The 20,661-nt window shown below is 72.6% G+C and carries 16 protein-coding genes and 3 pseudogenes; 12 read left to right on the top strand and 7 right to left on the bottom strand.

Features of this window, described 5'->3' with window-relative positions; translation table 11 throughout:
* Window positions 1-10: 10 nt before the first annotated feature.
* The 4 genes from ACZ69M_RS02395 to ACZ69M_RS02380 are packed head-to-tail and all read left to right on the top strand — an operon-like array spanning window position 11 to window position 2,562.
* Complete coding sequence (locus ACZ69M_RS02395; protein WP_054233622.1) at window positions 11-916, top strand: hypothetical protein; 906 nt, start codon at window positions 11-13, stop codon at window positions 914-916.
* A complete protein-coding gene (locus ACZ69M_RS02390; protein ID WP_470046048.1) occupies window positions 913-1,164 on the top strand; it encodes a Trm112 family protein in 252 nt (83 codons plus the stop codon). The genes ACZ69M_RS02395 and ACZ69M_RS02390 overlap by 4 nt, the downstream gene beginning before the upstream one ends.
* Entirely contained in the window at window positions 1,161-1,988 is an 828-nt protein-coding gene (locus ACZ69M_RS02385) for an FkbM family methyltransferase (protein WP_470046047.1), read from the top strand. The genes ACZ69M_RS02390 and ACZ69M_RS02385 overlap by 4 nt, the downstream gene beginning before the upstream one ends.
* Window positions 1,957-2,562 carry a hypothetical protein gene (locus ACZ69M_RS02380; protein WP_470046046.1) on the top strand — a complete coding sequence of 202 codons (606 nt, stop codon included), beginning with the start codon at window positions 1,957-1,959 and terminating at the stop codon, window positions 2,560-2,562. Before ACZ69M_RS02385 ends, ACZ69M_RS02380 begins: the two co-directional genes overlap by 32 nt.
* Here ACZ69M_RS02380 and ACZ69M_RS02375 read toward each other — a convergent pair.
* The 4 genes from ACZ69M_RS02375 to ACZ69M_RS02360 form a co-directional block, all read right to left on the bottom strand.
* Window positions 2,543-3,457, bottom strand: a complete 915-nt coding sequence (locus tag ACZ69M_RS02375; RefSeq protein ID WP_470046364.1) for an ATP-grasp domain-containing protein — start codon at window positions 3,455-3,457, stop codon at window positions 2,543-2,545. The genes ACZ69M_RS02380 and ACZ69M_RS02375 overlap by 20 nt on opposite strands.
* 100 nt (window positions 3,458-3,557) lie before the next feature.
* Window positions 3,558-4,799, bottom strand: a complete 1,242-nt coding sequence (locus ACZ69M_RS02370; RefSeq protein ID WP_470046045.1) for an MAB_1171c family putative transporter — start codon at window positions 4,797-4,799, stop codon at window positions 3,558-3,560.
* Window positions 4,800-4,805: 6 nt separating this feature from the next.
* A complete protein-coding gene (locus ACZ69M_RS02365) occupies window positions 4,806-5,411 on the bottom strand; it encodes a toxin-antitoxin system, toxin component family protein (protein WP_470046362.1) in 606 nt (201 codons plus the stop codon).
* A 14-nt stretch (window positions 5,412-5,425) separates the two neighbouring features.
* On the bottom strand, window positions 5,426-6,040 hold the full coding sequence (locus ACZ69M_RS02360; protein WP_470046044.1) for a transcriptional regulator: 615 nt from the start codon (window positions 6,038-6,040) through the stop codon (window positions 5,426-5,428).
* A gap of 160 nt (window positions 6,041-6,200) precedes the next feature.
* Between ACZ69M_RS02360 and ACZ69M_RS02355 the strand changes: the two genes are divergently transcribed.
* From ACZ69M_RS02355 to ACZ69M_RS02340, 4 genes and pseudogenes are all read left to right on the top strand, one after another.
* Entirely contained in the window at window positions 6,201-6,449 is a 249-nt protein-coding gene (locus tag ACZ69M_RS02355) for a hypothetical protein (RefSeq protein ID WP_470046043.1), read from the top strand.
* 98 nt (window positions 6,450-6,547) lie between these two features.
* Window positions 6,548-8,083 carry an acyl-CoA synthetase gene (locus tag ACZ69M_RS02350; RefSeq protein ID WP_470046042.1) on the top strand — a complete coding sequence of 512 codons (1,536 nt, stop codon included), beginning with the start codon at window positions 6,548-6,550 and terminating at the stop codon, window positions 8,081-8,083.
* A pseudogene (locus ACZ69M_RS02345) lies at window positions 8,076-8,753 on the top strand (carboxyl transferase domain-containing protein); the annotation flags it as partial. The gene ACZ69M_RS02350 and the pseudogene ACZ69M_RS02345, both read left to right, overlap by 8 nt.
* 621 nt (window positions 8,754-9,374) lie before the next feature.
* A pseudogene (locus tag ACZ69M_RS02340) lies at window positions 9,375-10,034 on the top strand (carboxyl transferase domain-containing protein); the annotation flags it as partial.
* A gap of 88 nt (window positions 10,035-10,122) precedes the next feature.
* Here ACZ69M_RS02340 and ACZ69M_RS02335 read toward each other — a convergent pair.
* Window positions 10,123-13,742: pseudogene (locus tag ACZ69M_RS02335) on the bottom strand (S8 family serine peptidase).
* Window positions 13,743-14,039: 297 nt separating this feature from the next.
* Between ACZ69M_RS02335 and ACZ69M_RS02330 the strand changes: the two are divergent.
* The 3 genes from ACZ69M_RS02330 to ACZ69M_RS02320 all read left to right on the top strand — a co-directional run bounded on the left by ACZ69M_RS02330 (window position 14,040) and on the right by ACZ69M_RS02320 (window position 17,385).
* Complete coding sequence (locus ACZ69M_RS02330) at window positions 14,040-15,077, top strand: rod shape-determining protein (protein ID WP_470046041.1); 1,038 nt, start codon at window positions 14,040-14,042, stop codon at window positions 15,075-15,077.
* Between the two features lie 28 nt (window positions 15,078-15,105).
* Window positions 15,106-16,536: a GAF domain-containing protein gene (locus tag ACZ69M_RS02325; RefSeq protein ID WP_470046040.1), complete on the top strand. Its 1,431-nt coding sequence runs from the start codon at window positions 15,106-15,108 to the stop codon at window positions 16,534-16,536.
* Window positions 16,537-16,635: 99 nt separating this feature from the next.
* On the top strand, window positions 16,636-17,385 hold the full coding sequence (locus ACZ69M_RS02320) for an SDR family NAD(P)-dependent oxidoreductase (protein ID WP_470046039.1): 750 nt from the start codon (window positions 16,636-16,638) through the stop codon (window positions 17,383-17,385).
* Window positions 17,386-17,399: 14 nt separating this feature from the next.
* Here ACZ69M_RS02320 and ACZ69M_RS02315 read toward each other — a convergent pair whose 3' ends face one another.
* On the bottom strand, window positions 17,400-18,155 hold the full coding sequence (locus tag ACZ69M_RS02315) for an SDR family oxidoreductase (RefSeq protein ID WP_470046038.1): 756 nt from the start codon (window positions 18,153-18,155) through the stop codon (window positions 17,400-17,402).
* A gap of 90 nt (window positions 18,156-18,245) precedes the next feature.
* Window positions 18,246-19,163 carry a class I SAM-dependent methyltransferase gene (locus ACZ69M_RS02310; protein ID WP_352046048.1) on the bottom strand — a complete coding sequence of 306 codons (918 nt, stop codon included), beginning with the start codon at window positions 19,161-19,163 and terminating at the stop codon, window positions 18,246-18,248.
* Window positions 19,164-19,576: 413 nt separating this feature from the next.
* Between ACZ69M_RS02310 and ACZ69M_RS02305 the strand changes: the two genes are divergently transcribed.
* On the top strand, window positions 19,577-20,425 hold the full coding sequence (locus ACZ69M_RS02305) for an NAD(P)-dependent oxidoreductase (protein ID WP_470046037.1): 849 nt from the start codon (window positions 19,577-19,579) through the stop codon (window positions 20,423-20,425).
* The last annotated feature ends 236 nt before the right edge of the window (window positions 20,426-20,661 follow it).

Raw genomic sequence — 20,661 nt, 5'->3', positions numbered from 1 at the left:
GTGGTGGGGAGTGGCCGCGGCCCTGCTGGCGAACGTCCTGTACAGCACCGGATTCGTCCTGGAGAAGCGCGCGCTCGCCGCACTGCCCGAGGTCGACATCCGCCGCCCCGCCCGGCTGCTGCGGCTGGTGCTCGGCAGCCCGCTGTGGATCGGCGGTTCGCTGGCGCTGGCCTCCGGTTTCGGCGCCCAGCTCGCCGTCTACCGCACCCTGCCGATCGCCGCCGCCCAGGGCATCTTCGTCTCCGGGCTCGTGCTGCTGGTGCTGCTCTCCGCCCGGCTGCTCGGCGAGGAGACCTCGGGCCGCGAGCGGTACGCGCTCGGTGCGATCCTGCTGGCCCTGCTGATGGTGGTCCTCTCCCTGCGCGAGGGCTCGGACCGGGTCAGCCGCAGTGCCCCCGCACCGCTGATCCTGACCGTCTGTCTGCCCTCGCTGGCGGCGGGCCTGTGGCTGTACGGCGCCGCCGAGCGCCGCGCGCGGCACCGGCACCGGATGCCGACGACGGGCGTCGAGTACGGCGTGGCGGTGGGCCTGCTGTACGGGGTGAGCTCGCTGGCGATCAAGGGCGTGTCGAGCTACCTGACGACCAGTGACCTGGCGGGGGCGGTGATCGACGTGCTCCGCTCCCCGTACCCCTATCTCCTGCTCTTCACCGGCGCGTTCGGCCTGGTCATGTCCCAGGCGGCGTTGCAGCGCTGCCGGGCCTCGCTGATCGTGCCGGTCTGTACGACGGTGACCAGCCTGTTCACGGCGGTGCTCGGCACGCTCGCGTTCGGCGAGGCGCTGCCGCACGACCCGGTGCGGCTGACGCTGCGCCTGGCGGGCACCGCCCTCGCGGTGTCCGTGCTGCTGGTCATGCCCAAGCACGACGCGGCACCCCAACCCCCCATCGTGGCCAAGGAGCTGACGCCACCATGAACCCCGACGACCCGCTGTTGAAGATCCTGGCCTGCCCGCTGGACAAGGGCCCACTGCACCTGCTGCCCCTGAGTGACGGCGAGGCGCCGGACTCCGGGGCGGAGCCGAGCGCCGGGGAGGCGCTGTACAACCCGCGCCTGCACCGCCGCTACCCGATCGTGGACGGCATCCCGCAGCTGCTGCCGTCCTCCGGGGAGCAGGTCACGGAGGACGAGCACGAGGAACTCCTCAAGCGGATGGCCCCATGACGAGGCCGACGAGGACCTTGGCCGCCCGGCTCGCCCGCCACCTCCCCACCCGGCTCGTCGCGGCGACCGCCCGGCTGGTCTACCCGCGCTTCGAACCCGAACTGGGCCGCCTCGGGGACCTCTGCCCGCCCGGCTGCGGCACGGCGGTGGACGTGGGCGGCTGGTACGGCCCCTGGACTCATCGCCTTTCGGGCCTGGCCCACCGTGTGGTGACCGTCGAACCGGTCCCCCACCTGGCCGGACTCCTCTGCGCCACCGCCCCCTCCAACGTCCGCGTGGTCCGCGCCGCGGCCTCCGACCGTCCGGGCACGGCGCGGCTCTGGTTCCCGCCGGACGACGCGGGCGACCGGGGCGTGTCGTCGTTGATACGCCGGGACATCCACGCCCGCGCGGTCGAGGTCCCGTGTGTGACCCTCGACAGCCTGGGCCTCCACGACGTCGACTTCGTCAAGATCGACGTGGACGGCAACGAACTCGCGGTCCTGCGCGGCGCGGAGGCCCTCCTGAGCCGTGACCGCCCGGTCCTCTTCATCGAACTGGAGTCCCGAATCCAGCCCATCGCGCCGGTGGTCGGCCATCTCGCCGAGCGCGGCTACACGGGCTGGGTCCTGCCCGCGACCACCTGGCTGCCCCTGGCGTCCTTCCCTCTGGAGGCCCACCAGACACGCACCTCCCACGTGGCCGCCCAGGGCCTGCTGCGCCGCGTCCTGCCCCCGCGCGGCCCCCGTTACGTCAACTCGGTCCTGTTCCTCCCGGACGGCCGCCGGCCGGGCTCCGTCCCGATGCGCGAGCATGGACCCCATGCCCGCCAAGCGACCCGCTAGCCCCTTCACCCCGCTCGACTTCCAACTGGTCCTGCTGCGCCGCATGGCCGACCACAACCCCGGCCTCGTCGAGGACGCCCGCCACGAGCTGGGCGTCTCCATCGCGGACATGCGCGAGGCGAACCGCCGCTGGCAGGCGATGCTGCACGCCCCGCGCTCCCGGGCGGCGACGTCTCGCTACCGCTCGATCCTCGGCGCCCCCGAGTTCGTCACCCCTCGGCAGATCGGCGATCTGTCCTGCGAGGCCCTGCTCTGGCCCGTCCCCCTCTGGCCCGACCTGCGTTTCGAGGTCCTCGTCGCCCCGAACGGCGTCGCCTGGAACGAGTGGCTGGTCCGCGCCCCGGGTGCCGCAGGTCCCGAACCCCGCACCCTGGACGACCTGCGCCCCTGGTCCTGCACGGTCGACGAGGTCGCCCGCGCCTTCGCCCCCGCCCGCCCCCTGGAGGGCACGGCCCCGACCCGCTGGGGCCTGGCGTTCACGGCCCCGGACGCGTCCGGAGTGCCGCGGGAGTGCGCCGCGGAGTTCACGTGGGGGTTGCTGCAGCGCCTGGCCGTCAGCGGAGAGCGGCCTTGACCACGGCCTCCGCGACCACGGGCACCGACTCCGGGTGCAGCCACAGAAACAGGTTCGGCTCGACGAGTTCCAGCTCCATGACGCACGGGTTCCCGTCATCGCCGTCGACGAGGTCGACACGGGCGTAGAGCAGCTCCGAACCGTCCGTCCTGCCCGGCACGGCCGCCAACGCACGCTCCGCGACGGCGAGTTCGGCCGGGGTCGGCTGCCAGGGCTCCAGGCGGGGGTGCGCGACCTTGTCCGCGTCGTAGGCCGTGCCGGGTCGAAGGACGGCGCCCTTGCGGCTGGCGTGCAGCAAGCGGCCGCCGTAGAACTGGAGCGCGCGTTCACCGGCGGTGTCGATGCTGGTCAGATAGGGCTGGACCATGGCGGTCAGCCCCCGGTCGTGCATCCGCTCCAGCTGTCGCAGGGCCGTCTCCCGCTCCTCGGGCCGGTACCGGGCGGCGAGCCGCGCACCCGCGCCGGAGGTGGGCTTCACGACGTACTCGCGGTCGTCGGGGAACTCCGCGGGCGCACCCGGCGCGAGGTACCGGGTCGGCACGGTGGGCACCCCCGCCTCCGCGAGATCGCCGATGTACCGCTTGTCGGTGTTCCACCGCACCACCGGCGCCGGGTTCGCGAGCCGCGTCAGCTTCCCGCACCGCTCGGCCCACGCCACGAACTCCGCCACCCGCCAGCTGTAGTCCCAGGTGGACCGGATCACCACGAGGTCGAAGGCGGCCCAGTCGACGTCCGGATCGTCCCAGTACCCGACGACGGCCTCCGCCCCGGCGTCCTCCAGAGCCGCCCTCAGCACGGGCAGATCCCGGTCCATGCTCTCCGCGCCCTCCTCGGGCCGGTAGGTGGCGAGCGCGATACGTGCGCGGGCGGCGGTACGGGCCACGGCGGACTCCATCCTCATAACGGCTGATCCCCGGCGAGGCTAACAACCACCGAGGGAACTCCGGCAACCCGTTTGACCTTCACCTTCGGTGAAGCCATGGGATCGACGGGGATCAACGGCTGGGCTGACTCAGGGTCGGGTCGGGCACGCTGTCCGCCGCGTCGGCCGCGGCCTCGCCTACCGCCCTGATGTCGGCGGGGTGGCGCAGGGCCCGCGACACGGCGTCGATCTCCGCGAGCAGGTTCTCCGTGTCCGGGGTGTTGAGGGGTGCGGTGGCGTCGTCCTGGCGGGTGCGCTTCCTGGTTTCGATGGCGTCCTGGATGGTGACGGCGTGGGCGAGGGCCCCCGCCCGGCCGGCCTCGAAGCCGAGGCCGAGGGCGGCGTCGTACGCCTTCCGCCGGAGGTCCTCGTCGATGAACCTGGCCAGGTTCAGCAGCGCGTCCCGGATGAACGTCTCGCGGCGCGTCAGGCGCAGTTCGGGGGTGGCACGAAGTCTGAAGGGGACGCGTCCGCCGTCCGTGACGGTCCCCATCAGGCGGTACAGGGGGCGCAGGTGCCAGTGGCCGAGCCGGGTGCGAACGCGGCGGTGCAGATACTGGCCGGTGTGCGGAAGGATGAAGCCGACCGCGATGAGGATGGCGGAGAGGCAGGCGACCGGCGGGGCGAGCCCGGTGCTCAGCCAGTCGAGGTCGTGGCCTGTCCAGCGGGCGACGACGGCAGAGAACTTGCAGCTGTCGTAGAGCAGGTTCATCACATAGCCGACGCCGAGGAACTTCAGACCGCCGCGCAGCCAGACGTCGAGTCCGCCGGTGCGGATCCAGTTCCAGATCAGCTTGGACGTGATCAGGGCGGCCACGGTGTGCGCGAGCAGGTAGAGCACGATCTCTTCGCGCATGAAGGGGGTGTCGGCGTAGTACGTGTCGAGGTCCCGTAGCCGCTCGACGGGGACGTCGGCGAGCGCGAACAGCACCCACAGCGCGATGATCACGCTCGCGTAGCCGGTGACCACCCAGCGGGTGGTGCGGCGGGTGACGCCGGAGCGGTCGGAGATGCCGTTGCGCCATGTGGTGATCAGGAGCAGACAGGCGCCGCCGAACGCGGTGATGAGGCTGTAGACCAGGGGGGCCGCGATGTTCGGTACGCCGGTGACGCGGTTGGTCCAGGCGATGGTCGACGGTGCCGCGAAGACGAAGACGCCGCAGGCGAGCACGAGCAGGCCGCCGACGGCACGCAGCAGCGGGTCCTTCCACAGCTTGACGATGCTGGGCAGTTTGATCGCCAGCGCGGCGGTGAGGACCGCTGTCGGGATCCAGAAGGAGATGTAGAGCCCGGCGAAGAAGCGGGAAGGATTCATCGCCGGTCAGTCCTGGGGTCCGCGGTAGCCGAGGGAGGCCTGGATGGCCTGTCCGACCGGGTCGACGGGGCCCTTCGTACGCGGGCCGGTCACCCAGGAGCGGAAGACGCTGGCGAGGTGCAGGCCGAAGTCCTCCGCCTCGGCCTCGTCGGCCTCGTGCGAGCCGTTGCGGGCCGCGACGGTGAGCGCGATCTCCTGCCAGCCGGGGTCGTCCGACAACGCGCTGGCGGCGGCCGCACCCGCGTAGTGGTGGGGGGAGTGGGAGTGCCCCGCCATCATGTGCCACAACTCGTGTCCGAGGATGACGAGTTGCTGCACGGTCTCGGCGCGTTCCTCGACGATGACGAGGTCGAAGTCGTGGAACTCCATCCACAGACCGGTGACTTCGATCTCGTCCGGGAAGCGCTCGAAGCGGAGCTGGATGGGGCGGTCGTCCCGGCGCCGGCTCATCTCCTGGCAGAGGGCCTCGGCCAACTCCCGTACGTCCACGGGCGCGTCGAGTCGTTTCTTCAGCGCGCGGGTGAGCTCGACGGCGAGGCCGCGCATCTCGGAGTCGGCCCGGCGGGAGAGGAGCACGGCGGCGCGCTTCCACGCGCGACGGACCGGCCGCATCTTGGGGAAGGGCTTCACTGTTCCGCCTCCTCGCTCTCGCCGCTCAGCAGACCCTCGAGCATGAGAGTGAGCGCTTCCTGCTTGCGGGGGGTCAGCCGTCGGCCCCGCAGGGCGAGCGTGACGACTCCGTGCTTGAGCGTGAACCTGAGCAGCGGTCCGTCCCCGGCTCCGCCGTCCAGCTCACCGACGACGCGCTGAAGTGCGCCGTTCAGGACGACGGGAGCCGGATCGGTGAAGAACTTCGTGCCCTCCTCGATGCGGAAGAACTCCGCGAGCCGGGTGAGGTCGGGCACGTTCGGCATCTTGTCGCCGTTGAGCAGACTGCGGGCCCACTTGTCACTGATCCCGAGCCGCCCGGCGACGTCCCGGCACACATCGGCGGGCCGCTTCCCGCTCTCGTCGAGATACGCCTCGTACAGCGCGCGGACGCGTCCGCGGATGCGGTCGTCGACCTTGTCGTCGAGGGCCCCGGCCCCGTCGAGGAGCGCCCGGACCTCTCCCTCGGCCAGAGCCGTTCTTCTCGACAACTCCCCCACGTCGAGGACCTCCACGCGATCGAGGCCCTTGTCGGCGAGGTGCGCGTCGAGACGCGCGAGTGTCTCGCGAAGAGGAGTCAGCGACGCACTCACCCATGCACTCCCGGCAGTTGATCCGTCAAGTTCTCACGCTGTGGGCCGAGACTACGGTCCCCGACGGGGCCCGCGCCATGCTTTCCGAACGATCGTTCCCAGTTCAAGAACGATCGCTCCCGCGGAGCGGGACAGCCGGAATCGCCCCGGCCAACGGGGCGTGAAGCGGCCCAGTTCCCGCGATCTCTCCCGCGGCCGTGGCTCCCAGGTGCCGCCTTCCGGCGGGGCTGACATCCCGGTGAGGGCCGAGATCTGCGACCGGGCCCGGCTGCACTGGCTGCACTGGCTGCACTGGCTGCAGCATGTCGCCCTGCACACGGTCGAACTCCGCCTCGCCGAGGACCTCGCCACGCTGGTGGGCACGCGGCGACGACTCGCCCCGGCGGGGTCGAGCCCGTCATCGGAGTGAGCGTGGCGGCGGGTTTGCCCCGGGCTGGTGTAGGAACGGTGGTGACCGTCATCGGCAGCACGTCCTCCAGCAGGTCCCTACGGCAAGGAGTACCCCGCGTGTCCTCCCTCTTTCCCGCCCTGGTCAGCGGTTCGACCGCACGGCGGCCCGCCCTGCGTTTCGGCGACCGGTCACTCACGTACGCGGAGCTCGCCGCCTCGGCGGGTGAGCTGGCCGCGCGGCTCGACGGCCGGGAGAGGGCCGCCGTGTGGGCGACGCCGTCCCTGGAGACCGCCGTCGGGGTCGTCGCCGCGCTGCTCGCCGGGGTGCCCGCCGTGCCGCTCAACCCCAAGTCGGGTGAGGGCGAACTGGGGCACATTCTGGGCGACAGCGCGCCGTCGCTGGTACTGGTCGAGCCGGGCGTCGAACTCCCCTCGCCCGTGAGCGACTTGGAGCGCCTCGACGTCCAGGTGGGAGCCGCCGGTCAGGACACCCGCCCAGGACCCGGCACCCCCGCACGCCCCGACACCGAACCGGACGACCCCGCCGCCCCCGCCCTCATCGTCTACACCTCCGGCACCACCGGTCCGCCCAAGGGCGCCGTCATCCCGCGGCGCGCCATCGCCTCGACCCTGGACGCGCTGGCCGACGCCTGGCAGTGGACCGGCGACGACGTGCTCGTGCACGGACTGCCGCTCTTCCACGTGCACGGGCTGATCCTGGGCATCCTCGGCCCGCTGCGGCGCGGCGCGGCGGTGCGGCATCTGGGCAGGTTCAGCGCACAGGGTGCGGCGCGCGAACTGGGCGCGGGCGCGACGATGCTGTTCGGGGTGCCGACGATGTACCACCGGCTCGCCGAGGCGCTCGCCGAGGACACCGAACTGGCCAAGGCGCTCGGCGGGGCCCGGCTGCTCGTGTCCGGCTCCGCCGCGCTGCCGGTGCACGACCACGAGCGGATCACGGCCGCGACCGGACGCCGGGTCGTCGAGCGGTACGGCATGACCGAGACCCTCATGAACACCAGCGTGCGGGTGGACGGGGAACCCCGGCCCGGCACCGTCGGAGTGCCGCTGCCCGGCGTCGACGTACGGCTCGTCGAGGAGGACGGGACGACGATCGCCTCGTACGACGCCGACGGCACTCCCACCGGTACGCCCGACGGCGAGACCGTCGGGGAGATCCAGGTCCGGGGGCCGAACCTCTTCACGGAGTACCTGAACCGGCCCGACGCGACCGAAGCCGCGTTCACCGAGGACGGCTGGTTCCGCACCGGCGACATGGCGGTCGTCGACCCCGACGGCTCGGTACGCATCGTCGGCCGCAAGGCCACCGACCTGATCAAGAGCGGCGGCTTCAAGATCGGCGCCGGGGAGATCGAGAACGCGCTGCTCGAGCATCCGTCGGTGCGCGAGGCCGCCGTCACCGGTGAGCCCGACGCGGACCTGGGTGAGCGGATCGTGGCCTGGATCGTCCCCGCCGACCCCGGGGACCCGCCCGCCGCGGAGGAGTTGGCCGACCACGTGGCCCGCCGCCTCGCCCCGCACAAACGCCCGCGCACCGTGCGCTTCCTCACGTCGCTCCCGCGCAACGACATGGGCAAGATTCTCAAGCGAGCCCTCCCCGATGCCGTCACAAAGGCCCCTGAGCATGACTGAGCGTTTCTCCGCCCGCGAGGCCATCGCCCTGGCCGGCGACGAGTTCCGTGAACTGCCCGTCCCCATGCGGCAGTTCAAGCCGGACGGTCCCTTGTCCTGGCAGGGGTACGACGACTCGCGCCGCCGCGCCCTCGCCCGTACCGGCGAGGACGAGTCCGTCGTCTGCGGCACCGCGGTCATCGGCTCGACCCGCGCCGTACTGATCGCCTTCGAGTTCGGCTTCCTCGGCGGCTCCCTCGGCGAACGCACCGGCGACCGCGTCGAGGCGGCCTACGCCCACGCCCGTGCGCACCGCCTGCCCGTCGTCTCGCTCGTCGCGACGGGCGGCAGCCGGATGCAGGAGGGCATGCTCGCGCTCACCCAACTCCAGCGCGTGGCACGGCAGTCGGCGCTCGCCCGGGAGGCGGGGCTGCCGCAGATCGCCGTGCTGCGGGATCCGACGACGGGCGGCGGCTGGGCGACGCTGGGTGCGGGCGCCGACGTGACCCTGGCGCTGCCCGGCGCCCAGGTCGGCTTCGCCGGCTCCCGGGTCCGCCCACCCGACGCCGACCCGACGGCGTACACGGCCGAGGCCCAGGTGACAGCGGGCGCGGTGGACGCCGTCGTACGGGAGGAGGAACTACGGGAGACCCTGTCCCTGTGGCTGACCCTGCTGACGGCTCCCACAACCAAAGCCGGGGTCGAGGCCACGCCCGAGGACGGGAGCGAGGCTGAGGACGGGAGCGAGGCTGAGGACGGGGGCAAGGCCACGCCCGAGTCCAGAGGCGAGCCCGAGACCGAGCGCCGAGGGGTGGCCGAGACCGCAGACGCGGCCGAGGCCGAGCCCCGAGGCGTGGCCGAGACCGAGACCGCAGACGCGGCCGAGTCCAAGGCCCGAGGCGAGGCCAAGCCCGAGACCGAGCGCCGAGGCGAGGCCGGAACCGAGACCGAGCGCCGAGGCGCGGCCGGAACCGGGACCGCAGGCGCGGCCGAGCCCGAGACCGAGCCCCGAGGCGCGGCCGGGACCGAGACCGCGGGCGCGGCCAAGCCCGAGACCGAGACCGGAGGTGTGGCCGGGACCGAGCCCCGAGGCGCGGCCGGGACCGAGACCGCGGGCGCGGCCAAGCCCGAGACCGAGACCGGAGGTGTGGCCGGGACCGAGCCCCGAGGCGCGGCCGGGACCGAGACCGCAGGCGCGGCCGAGCCCGAGACCGAGCCCCGAGGCGTGGCCAAGCCCGGGACCGAGCGCCGAGGGGTGGCCGAGACCGGAGGTGTGGCCGAGGCCGAGGCCGGAGGCGAGGTCGAGGTCGAGCCCGTTGCTCCCCCGGCTGCTCTCGGCGCCCCCGGCCTCCCCGGCACCGGCTGGGACGCCGTCCGGCACGCCCGGTCGCCCGAACGCCCCCGGGCCGCCGCCTACCTGGACGCCTACTTCTCGCGCCGCGCCGCGATCAGCGGCGACCGTTGCGGCGGCAGCGACGACGGCATGCTGTGCGGGTTCGGTTCCGGACCCGCGGAGCGGACCGTGGCGTACGCCGCCCAGTGCGGGACCGCGACCCGCCCCGCCGGATACCGCACCGCCGCCCGGCTGATCCGGCTCGCCGGCCGGCTCGGCATCCCCGTACTGACGCTGGTGGACACCCCGGGCGCCGCCAACGACGCGGACGCCGAGCGGCAGGGCGCGGGCTCGGCGATCGCGGACCTGTTCGCCGCGGTGGCCACCGCCCGTACGCCCGTCACCACCCTGGTGATCGGAGAGGGCGGCTCGGGCGGCGCGCTCGCGCTGGCCGCGCCCGGCAACACCTGGGCCACGCCGGACAGTTACTTCTCCGTCATCGCGCCGGAGCTCGCGGCCGCGATCCTCAAGCGCCCGGCGAGCGAGGTGCGCGACACGGCGGACCAACTCCGTATCCGGCCGCAGGACCTGGTGGAGCTGGGTGTGATCCGGGGCATCGTGGAGCACGCGGGGCGCTGAGCGTGCCACCCGGGCAGTGACGCCGCGGCGGCGCCGGCTCCCCCCTCCCAAGGGGAACCGGCGCCGCCCGTTCAGAGGGGACCGCGGGCTATCGCACCCCCACCGCCCGGATGACCTCCTGGCTCACCGAGCCGCCCCGGTCGTCCCGTGCGGAGGCCCGCAGGGAGATGAACTGCGCGCCGCGCGGCACGCTCAACGTCCCCTTCCAGGACGCCGCGCCGCCACCGCCCGACAGCGGGACCGCCCGCCACGACTTCCCGTCGTCGTAGGACACCTCCAGCTTCCCGCCCCCGATGGTTCCGGTGCCGGACGCGCCCTTCACGTACTCGGCGTGGATCCCCACCGGCACCCGGCCGCCGCCGCGCACCGCGCCCGCGAGGCCGGTGTCGATGTCGTAGCCGAGGTTGATGAGCGGAAGGAACGTCCAGCGGTCCGCGGGCGTGGCCGCCGAGCGGAGGGTCCACTCGGAGTGCCCCTGGGTGGACAGCGTCCAGCGGTCGGGGTCGAGCGTGGTGTCCGTGACGACCTTGTAGGTGTGTTCGTCGGCGGGCGCGTCCCACACATACGCGCCGGAGCTCTTGCGCCGGTCGACCAGGGTGCCGTCCTGGTACACGGACGTGAACTGGGTCATCCCGGTGTCGTCGCTCCACACGTCGCCGAAGCCCGTGTGGTCGGGCCCTGAGTCGCCCCAGCCGGGCGTGTTGAACTGGATCTGGTTGCCCGCGCGCTGCTGTCCCCAGCCGAGCCCGGTGCCGAGCCACGCGTGCCAGACCGGCTTGAACCAGTTCAGCGTCGTGTGCGAGCCCCCGCGGTAGTGCACGAGCCCACTGCGCTCCTCCAGCAGGCCCGCCCCGAGGTTCACGGACTCCATCCACGTCTGTCCGGTGGCGGTGGAGACGTAGTCGGTCCGCTCGGCGGGGTAGTCGATCCGCTCCTGGAAGCCGATCCCGATGGGGAAGGCGTCGGTGACCGAGTAGCGGAACTCGCTGCCGGGGACGGGCTTGACCGCGTGGAACCTGGTGTCCAGCACGGCGAGGTCACGCGCGCCCGGTTCGTACGTCAGGTCGCCGCGCGGAATGGCCCCCTCGTGCCCTTCCGAGAGGTCGTAGACGTACGGCGTGTTGCGCGTCCCGGTCATGTCGAGATGTCCGGCGGCCCGCAGCCGTGCCGCGTCCGCCGCGTTCACCGTGGCGATCTGCAGCGGCCGGTCCGCGCCGTCGTCCGTGCCGAACCAGGCGTTGAGCCGTCCGGCCGCGCCGTCGGTGACGAACAGCGCCTTGGCGCCCGCGTCCTGGGCCGCCTGGGCGAGGGCGGCGGGCTCGACACCGTCGGCGAGTGTCGCGAGCACGGCCTTGCCGCTGACCCCGGTGAACGGTCCGGTCCCGACGTCCACCAGCGGCAGCCTGCTCCGGCCCTCGATCAGGGTCCCGCCCGGCTGGGCGACGGCCTCACCGACGCCCTTCACCTCCAGCGACGGCTTCCCCAGCCGCCACACGGTCCGGTACTCGAAGGTGCCCTGGGTGACCTTCGAGGTCGGCGCGGCGAAGATGCTGTCGTACTTCACGGGCACCTGGACGGCGCCGAACTGGTCGGAGCCGCCCGCGTTCCGGTCGTACTCCATGAGCAGCTGCCGGGTCTCGGTCCGCCGCTTCACCTCGGCCCGGATCTCCCTCAGCTGCCGTCCGTCGAGGGTGACCTCGCGGTCCTGGTCGAGGGTGATCTCGGGCGCGGCGAGGAAGCCGAGCCCGAGCGAGTCGGCGCCGTGACTGCCGTGCACGTCGAGGAAGGAGCTGAGGCTGTACGTCCCCGGCCTGAGCCGGAGTTTCAGGGTGCCGGAGTCGTCGACCGAGGCCGGGAACGGGTCCACGCCTGCCGTGAGTTGCTGCACCGCGAGGTAGGCGGCGGTGGGCTCGCCCGCGCGGTCCTTGACGTGGACGGTGAGCGTGTACCGCTCCTCCTCCTTCACCAGCCCGAGCACGGTGTGCGCGACGGGCGTGCCGCCGGCGGACGCGACGATCTGCCCGGAGGTGTCACCCACGGGCGCCTTCGAGCCGTCGCCCGTCACGGTCGTCGACGCGCTGCCGTGCGCGGGCACGGTGAGCGCGGAGTCGGCGAGGGTGGCCACCCCGTCGGCGGCGCCCCGCACGGCGAGGCTCAACTCGACGGAGGAGTCGGAGGAGTTGGTGTAGGTCACGGTCTTCGTGACGGGGTGGTTCGCCTCGTACGGCCAGCTGTAGAAGCCGAGATCGGCGCTGCCGGTGGCAGTGACCTTCGCGTCGATCGCGTCCGGCACACTCACCCGGCCCGAGCCCAGCACATAGGCGGACGCGTCGAGCTGCTTCGACGTCGACATCAGGGCGTCCTTGAGCTGGGCGCCGGTCCAGTCGGGGTGCTTCTCGGCGAGCAGGGCGGCCACACCGGCGACATGCGGCGTCGCCATCGACGTACCGCTCATGGAGGTGTAGTAGCCACTGCCGGCGACGAGCTGGGAGCGGGCCGCCAGGATGTCGACGCCGGGTGCGGACAGGTCGGGCTTGAGGGCGTTGTCGCCGTAGCGCGGTCCCGCGCTGGTGAAGTAGGCGGCCTGGTCGGCGGAGTCCACCGCGCCGACGGTCAGCGCGGCGTCGGCGGCGCCGGGCGAGCCGATGGAGGAGGGGGCGCCGGTGTTGCCCGCGGCGACGACGAAGAGGGCGCCGGTCTCCTTGGACAGCGTGTTCACCGCCTGCGCCATGGGATCCGTGCCGTCACTCGCCTCGGTCGAGCCGAGGCTCATGGAGATCACCTTGGCGTGCACGTCCCGCGCGGCCCACTCCATGCCCGCGATGATCTGCGAGTCGCTGCCCGAGCCCTGGTCGCTGAGTACCTTGCCGACGGCGAGCGTCGCGTCGGGCGCGACACCCCGCTCCTTGCCGTCGGAGGCGGCACCGCTGCCGCCGACCGTGGACGTCGTGTGCGTACCGTGCCCGTTGCGGTCGGCGACCTCCTGCCCGTCGATGAAGCTCTTGCTGACGGCCACCCGTCCGGCCAGGTCGGGATGGTCGGCGTCCACCCCCGTGTCGAGCACGGCGACCGTGACGCCCTTCCCGGTGAGCCCCGCCTCCCAGGCCTGTGGCGTACCGATCTGGGCGTTGCTCTCGGCCAGGTCGGCGTGCACGCGCCCGTCGAGCCAGACCTTGCCGACCGTCCCGCCCTGCCGGGTGAGGGACTGCCAGAAGGCGCGCCCCTTGTCGGCGGCTACGGCGGCGCCCCGGATGCTGGGCAGCGCGCGCTTCTGCTCGGCCCCGCGCAAGGTGGCCGCGCGCCCCTTCCCGTACGTCACGATCAGCGGCAGCTCGGCCGTCTTCCGGTCGGTGAGCCCCTGACGTATCAGCTCGCTCACGTCGAACAGCCGCCGGTCGAGGGTGCCCGCCCGCAGATAGGGCAGCGCCTCGTCCGGTACGACGGTCACCACGCCGTTCGTCACCTGGGTGCGGACCGCCCCCGTGGCCCCCGTGGCCGCTCGACCGCGACCGTCTTCTTGCCGGCGCCGAGGTCGGTGACGGTCACCTTGTCGCCGGTGACGAGCGTGACGGTCTGGGTGACGGAGGCGGTGCGCGTCGGGGCCGGGGCGGCTGCTTCGGCCGCGCCCGCCCGCCCCGTGGGCAGTACGGCGAGCACGAGCCCGGCGGACAGCAGAGCCGCCCCCCGTCTGACTGGTCCTCTGGTCATGGATGACCTCTCCTCGTCGGCACGTGGTGGCTCCGGTGCTGCGAAGAGTTTCGGGGGGCCGGTGGTGCGCGGGAGTTGACGGAACCTGGCGAGAAACTGCCCTGGCGGGTTTCCGCCAGGGCACCGGGATCACTCATCCGGACAAGACCGCCCATCCGGCATCCGGCCAAGACCACCCGTCCAGCGGCACCCCGCCCGGCCCCCCACAGAAGGCGCCTGGTCCGGCGCCCGTCCACGATGCGAGGAAGGACCGCCACTCGGCGGAGCCCCCACGGTCTGCTCTCGGGAGGAGCTGCCATGACCGCCAGTCTCGAGCGCTTGCGCCGCTGCCACTTCGCCGTCGACCTGGGCGCGGCCCGGACCCGGGTGTATGTGAAGGGCGCGGGGCTGGTCGTCGATCAGCCGAGTGTCGCCGCGATCAACACCAAGAACGGCGCCCTGATCGCGGTCGGCGAGTTCGCGGAGAAGATGACGGGCCGTACCCCCGACTACATCCGCGTCATGCGGCCGGTGTCCGGCGGCACGGTCGTCGACATCGAGATGGCCCAGCGCATGCTGCGCCAGTTGCTCGGCGACAAGGTCCGCCGCGCCCTGCGCCGCAAGCCCCGGCTGCGCGCCGCGGCCTGCACCCCGCACGACGCGGACCCGCTGGCGCAGCGCGCCGCGATCGAGACGCTGGTCGGGCTCGGGGCACGGCGGGTCGAGCTGGTCGACACGCTGATCGCCGCCGCCGTCGGGTGCGGGCTGCCCGTCGAACAGCCGGAAGCCACCATGATCATGGTGTGCGGGGCGGCCGCCACCCAGGTCGCCGTGCTGTCCCTGGGCTCCATCGTGACCGCCGACCGTATTCCGGTGGGCGGCGAGGCCGTCGACCGCGCGATCGTGCAGCACCTGCGCCACCAGCACGAGCTGATGCTTCCTTCGCAGTCGGTACGGCCCCTGCAGCTCGCCCTCTCCGGCAACGGGCTCACCCCGCACGGCCCGGCGTCCACCGAGATCCACGGGCGGGACGTGGCGACCGGCCTCGCGCGGTCCGTACAGGTCGACACCGCCGCCGTACGCGATGCCATCCAGACCCCGCTGACCGCCGTACTGGACGGGATCGGGAAGGTGCTGCGGGCCTGCCCGCCCGACCTGGTGGCCGACCTCGCCGACCGCGGCATCATGATGGTCGGCGGCAGCGCGCTGCTGCCGGGCCTCGACCAGATGCTGCGGCAGGCGACGGGCATGCCGGTGCACATCGCCGAGCGTCCCGACGTGTGCGCGGTGCAGGGCCTGGGCTACATGCTGGAAGGCAAGATCGAGCCGCTGACGCTGGACCCGCTGGCGCTCTGACGCCCGGGCCCCGGAACAAGTCCCCGGTATGCACGACCTGGTCCCCCGCCTCCCGTCGCTCCTGGAAGCCGTCCTCAGCGTCGGCACCGACCTCGAACTGCGGGCCACGCTCCAGCACATCGTGGACGCCGCAGCCGAGCTCACGGAGGCCCGGTACGCGGCGCTGGAGATGGCCGATCCGGGACGGGACGGGCTCAGGGGGATCCGTACGGCGGAACGGCCCGAACCGCCGGAATCGACGGAGCCACCGGAGCCGCCGGAACTGGTCGTGCCGATCCACGTCGGCGACGAGGTCTTCGGCGACCTGCGCCTCGCCGGGAAGTGCGACGGCCCGTTCACGGACGAGGACGAGCAACTCGTACGGGTCCTGGCGACCCAGGCCGGCATCGCGATCGGCAACGCCCGGCTGTACGAGACGGCGCGGCAGCGTGAGCGCTGGATCGAGGGCGCGGCGGCCGTCACCACCGCGCTGCTCAGCGGCGAGAGCGCCGCCGACGCGCTGATGACGGTCGCCGAACGGGCCCGGCGCCTGGCCGAGGCCTCGGCCGGTGTCATCCTCCAGCCCACCGAGAGCGGCGGCATGGAGATCGTCACCGCCTCCACCCTCGACGACCCCGGTGACATCGTCGGCACCGTGATCGAGCCGGGCAGCCCCGTCCTCGAACAACTCCTCGGCGGTGAACCGGTGTTCATCGACGACTCGGCGACCGACCCCCGGATGACCACGCACGTACGGCACCGGTTCGGGCCGAGCATGATGCTGCCGCTCCAGGCGGGCGGCCGTCTCCTCGGCACGCTCGCCCTCCCCCGCCGGCGCGGTGGCCGTCCCTACACCGCGGTGGAGCGGCTGCTCGCCACCCAGTTCGCCTCACAGGCCGCGCTGGCGCTGGTGCACGCCGCGGCCCAGCACAGCAGGGAGCGGCTCGCGGTCTACGAGGACCGCGACCGGATCGCCCGCGACCTGCACGACCTTGTCGTCCAACGGCTGTTCGCGACCGGCATGATGCTGGAGTCCACACAGCGCAGGAGCGCCGGAACGGGCGATACGGACAGGGATGTGCACGCGATCCTCGGCCGTGCCGTCGACGAACTCCACTCCACCGTCCAGGAGGTCCGCACGGCGATCTTCGCGCTCCAGCAGCCGCCGGCCGACGCCCCCACCACCTTCCGCGGCAAGGTCCTGCGCGAGGCGGCGGGCGCGGGCGCGGTGCTGGGGTTCCAGCCGTCCACCCGGTTCACCGGCGCGGTGGACAACCGTCTCGCGGAGCCCGTCGCCGGCCGGCTGCTCACCGCACTGCGCCGCGCCCTGGCCGCCGCCTCCCGCCGCGCCGGTGTCTCCCGCGTCGAGATCACGGTCGACGTGACGGCGCCCCTCCCCGACGGACGCCCCGGGGTCCGCCTGACGGTCTTCGACGACGGCGGCGCGGGTACGACGGTCACCTGGCAGTCGCCCCCGTGAGCCGCGTCCACCACTCACTTGACGTCCCCTCAGGGCCTCCGTAGCGTCGCAGCCCGTACGCCCACATGACCAATATTCACATCCGAGGACGGGATGGCCATGACTCAGCGACGTGTGGTGGTGTCCGGCGGCGGTACCGGGATCGGCCTGGCGACGGCGGAGGCGTTCGCCGCGGACGGGGACCGGGTGGTGCTCCTCGGCCGCCGCGAGGACGTGTTGCGCAAGGCTGCCGACACCTTGAACGGCCAGTACGGCGAGTCGACGGCGAGCTGGTGCGCGGCGGACCTCGCCGACCCCGAACAGGTGGGCCGGGCAAGGGATTTCATCGCGGCGGACGAGACCCCGGTGGACGTGCTGGTGGCCAACGCGGGCGGCAACGTGGCCCGTGAGCCCGACGGCACGCTCGCCTCCCTCGCGGACAGCTACCGCGACAACTTCGACGCCAATGTGCTGACCGCGGTCCTGCTCACCGAGGCCCTGCTCCCCCACATGCGCCGCCCCGGCGGCCGTATCGTGCAGCTCTCCTCCATCGCCTCGCTGCGCGGGCCCGGCTCGTACGGCGGCTCCAAGGCCTGGGTCAACACGTACACCTACGCCCTCGCACAGCGCGTCGGCCCCGAGGGCATCACCGTGAACGCGGTCGCCCCCGGATTCGTCGGCGACACGGAGTTCTTCGGCGCCCGCGCGACACCGGAGTTCATCGCCTCCCGGGTCGGCCAGACCCTGACCGGCAAGCCGGGTCACCCTGCCGAGATCGCCGCCGCCGTCCGGTACGTCGCGTCACCGGAGGCGGCGTACCTGACGGGGCAGTTGCTGCACATCAACGGGGGCGCGGCACTGGGCCGTTAGAGCCTGCCTTCGGATCAGGCCGGGGACGCCTGGACGGGCGGGCGCGGCGTCACGGTCACCTCCGGGACGGTGCCGCCGCAGCGCAGGACGACGTCGAGGACACGGAGGAACTCCTCCACGTCGAGCAGGGAACCCGTCAGATAGCCGCGCTGCCGCCAGACCGGGTAGACCTGGGCCGCGTACTCCCGGTCCCAGCCGTCGCTGAACCCGGTCCTGGAGTCCCCTTCCCCGCCCGCGCAGTCCCCGACCACGAACCGGGTGAAGCCCACGCTCGGGTGCTCGACGCGGAAGGCCTCGACGAGCTTCTCCAGGGCCGCCTTGCTCACGTGATAGGCCGCGAACCCCGGCCAGGACGGCGTGAGCGAGCCGCCGATGGAGGACAGGTAGGCGGCGACCCCGCCCGACTTCGTCAGATGCGGGAGCGCGGCGCTCGTGACCAGCGCCGCGCCGATCACATTGGTGTCCATGGCGCGGCGCCAGGCGTCGGCGTCGAGCTTCTCGACCGGGGCGAGGGGGCCGATGCCGGTGGCGTAGACGAGCGCGTCGATGCCGCCCATCCCGGCGGCGGCCTCCTCGACCGCCGCCCGGCAGGACGACTCGTCGGTCACGTCACAGGCGACGGCGAGCGCGTCCGGGCCCGCCTCCTTCGCCGCGTCGACCAGCCGGTCGCGCCGGCGTGCCAGCAGGGCGACCCGGTCGCCGCGGCGCCCGAGATCGACCCCGATGCAGCGGCCCAGTCCACTCGACGCCCCGACCACGACAGCCTTCATGCCAGAACCTCATTCTCAGTATCCGACAATCCCCTTCCGCCGCTTCTATCACGAGTCGAGGCCGATGGGCAGACCCCCTGCAACGCCGCTCTACGCGCTCGCGCGCAGATACCCCGAGTTCGCCACCTGCCCGAGGAACGTCAGCCGGGTGTCGGTCGCCATGTGCTTGTCGAAGGCCTCCTTGATACCGGGCCACTTGGGGTGCCCGAAGTCGTCGAGTACGACGATCCCGCCGGGCGCGACGATCTGCTCGGCCCACTCCAGGTCCGCGGCGACACCGGAGGCGGAGTGGTCACCGTCGACGATGATCACCCCGTAGGAACGGTCGGAGACCAGGGCGCGCACCTCGGGGTCCTCGGAGAAGCCCTGCTGGACGCGGGCCGCGGCGCCGGCGGCGCCGACCAGGGCCAGATTGGCGCGCACCGCGGCGCCGCGCACGGGAGTGCCCGTCGGGTCGGCCCCCTCAGTGGTGCCGGGCTGCAACTGGAGGCCCGCGAGCGGGTCCACGATCGTCAGACGCGGGTCGCGTCCCGCGCGCTCCATCATCCGGATCAGGGCCGCGCCGAACATCCCGTACAGGGTGCCGATCTCGAGGATCTCGTCGTTCGGCGGGTCGAGCAGCGGGACGGCGGAGAGCTTGCCGCAGATGTTCATGGTGCCGCCGGCGATCCGGCCGACCCCGAGCGCCTCCAGAGCGATGAGCAGCCGGAACGCCTGGGAGATGTTCCGCTCCGCCCCGCTCTTGTCTCCGCTCACCTGCGCCAACTCCTCGATGGCGCGGTCGAGATGGATCTGGGCCGGCATGCGCGACACGCCGCGCCCCGTCCCGTCGATCAGCAGTTCGAGGGGACGCTGACGATTGCGCAGTGTCGCCAGCTCGCGCTGGAGCCCGCCTTCGGATCCGTCCCCGATGGAGCGGCGGATCTGGCGTTCGATGCGCTGATCGATGAGGTCGGCGATCGGACGCAGGGCACGCCTGGCGGCCTTGGTGGTGAGGAACGCTCGCATGGCTCTTTGACCCTCGCAGGTATAGGAGAAGTGCTGCGTACACGGGGGGACAGAAGGTGCGTACACCCTGATGACGACCGGGCTGCGCAGTGGGGACCCAACGCCCAAAGGACGGTAAAGCGTAAACGTCCCACAGATAAATCACAGCGAACACCGGCCCCCCAAAAGGGAACGTGTGAATGATGCTTGGGCCACGGGAGGGTTACGCGCGCCGATATGTGACGCACCACCAGCTGAATGACGGGTCAGGAGGGAGCGGGGGTCACGGAGCGGGGTCGGGCCGCGACACCCCGCGCCCGATGGATCTTCCTCGTACCGTGGAGCTCTCTCCCGTTGCCCACCGCCGTCTCATCCATCTCCCCCGTCACTTGTCTCCCCCTCATCCCTCTCCCCCGACTCCACGAGGACCGTTCATGACGACCGTGACACTCCTGCACCCCGGCGCCATGGGCGCGGAGGTCGGCGCCCAGGCACACCGCGCCGGGACCCGGGTGCTCCACGTCCCCACCGGCCGTGGTCCCGCCAGCGTCGAGCGGGCCCGGAAGGCCGGCCTGGAGGCGGCCGAGTCACTCGGGTCCGCCCTGGCCGTCAGCGACCTGGTCCTGTCGATCTGCCCACCGCACGCGGCGGAGGACGTCGCACGCGAGGTCCTCGAGCACGCCTTCACCGGCGTCTACGTGGAGGCGAACGCCATCAGCCCCGACCGGGCCCTCCGTATCGGCGCAGCCTGCCGCGCACGCGGCGTCGTCATGGCCGACGGCTCGATCATCGGCGCTCCCCCCGGTGCGGACAGCACCCCGCGGCTCTACCTGAGCGGCGAGCAGGAGGCTGTCGGCCGGGTGGCCGCGGTGTTCGAGGGCACCGCGGTGCTCGCCAGACCACTCGACGCCGGGGTCGGCGCCGCGTCGGCGCTGAAGATGGCCTTCGCCTCCTTCCAGAAGTCCGCCCGCGCCCTGGCCGCCGTCTCGCACGCGCTCGCCACGCGTCACGGCGTGGATGCCGAACTGACCATGGAGGCCGAGTCGATCACCTCCAGGATTCTCGCCGAAGTGGAGTACCTGCCCAGCGTCGCGGCCCGCGCCTGGCGTTGGGCCCCCGAGATGGAGGAGATCGCCGCCACCCTCCGCTCCACCGGCCTCCCGCCCGACCTGGCCGAGGCCAGCGCCACGGTTCTGCGCCACTGGACCGCCGACAAGGACCGCTTCGACCTCCCTCTGGAGAAGGTCCTCACCCACCTCCACACGCCGGATGACCAGGACTGACGTCCCGTTCCGTCACTTCAGCACCTCTCAGCCCTCTCTCACCCCGCTCGCCCCGGTGCCGGGAATCCACCACAGGAGCCCAACGACGTTACCTGCGGGAAACCTTGACGATCACTCTCCCGGGTGCCACGATTCCGGCGCCGCCATGTTTACGTAAACATCGCCACCGACCCAGCCCCGGCCATGAGTTCGGGCCTCGCCGCGCCGGCCGATGTTTACGTAAACATAGCGTTCCG

It is taken from the genome of Streptomyces sp. NPDC107454, assembly GCF_055582885.1.
The sequence above is the reverse complement of the archived record's forward strand: the minus strand, read 5'-3'. Positions and strand labels throughout refer to the sequence as shown.

Bases quoted from the DNA above. Each gene is read 5' to 3' on its own strand.
- ACZ69M_RS02325 (WP_470046040.1), top strand. From the start codon at position 15,106: ATGCACGACCTGGTCCCCCGCCTCCCGTCGCTCCTGGAAGCCGTCCTC.
- ACZ69M_RS02370 (WP_470046045.1), bottom strand. From the start codon at position 4,799: ATGAATCCTTCCCGCTTCTTCGCCGGGCTCTACATCTCCTTCTGGATC.
- ACZ69M_RS02320 (WP_470046039.1), top strand. From the start codon at position 16,636: ATGACTCAGCGACGTGTGGTGGTGTCCGGCGGCGGTACCGGGATCGGC.
- ACZ69M_RS02375 (WP_470046364.1), bottom strand. From the start codon at position 3,457: ATGGAGTCCGCCGTGGCCCGTACCGCCGCCCGCGCACGTATCGCGCTC.
- ACZ69M_RS02315 (WP_470046038.1), bottom strand. From the start codon at position 18,155: ATGAAGGCTGTCGTGGTCGGGGCGTCGAGTGGACTGGGCCGCTGCATC.
- ACZ69M_RS02390 (WP_470046048.1), top strand. From the start codon at position 913: ATGAACCCCGACGACCCGCTGTTGAAGATCCTGGCCTGCCCGCTGGAC.
- ACZ69M_RS02380 (WP_470046046.1), top strand. From the start codon at position 1,957: ATGGACCCCATGCCCGCCAAGCGACCCGCTAGCCCCTTCACCCCGCTC.
- ACZ69M_RS02365 (WP_470046362.1), bottom strand. From the start codon at position 5,411: ATGCGGCCGGTCCGTCGCGCGTGGAAGCGCGCCGCCGTGCTCCTCTCC.
- ACZ69M_RS02310 (WP_352046048.1), bottom strand. From the start codon at position 19,163: ATGCGAGCGTTCCTCACCACCAAGGCCGCCAGGCGTGCCCTGCGTCCG.
- ACZ69M_RS02330 (WP_470046041.1), top strand. From the start codon at position 14,040: ATGACCGCCAGTCTCGAGCGCTTGCGCCGCTGCCACTTCGCCGTCGAC.
- ACZ69M_RS02305 (WP_470046037.1), top strand. From the start codon at position 19,577: ATGACGACCGTGACACTCCTGCACCCCGGCGCCATGGGCGCGGAGGTC.
- ACZ69M_RS02385 (WP_470046047.1), top strand. From the start codon at position 1,161: ATGACGAGGCCGACGAGGACCTTGGCCGCCCGGCTCGCCCGCCACCTC.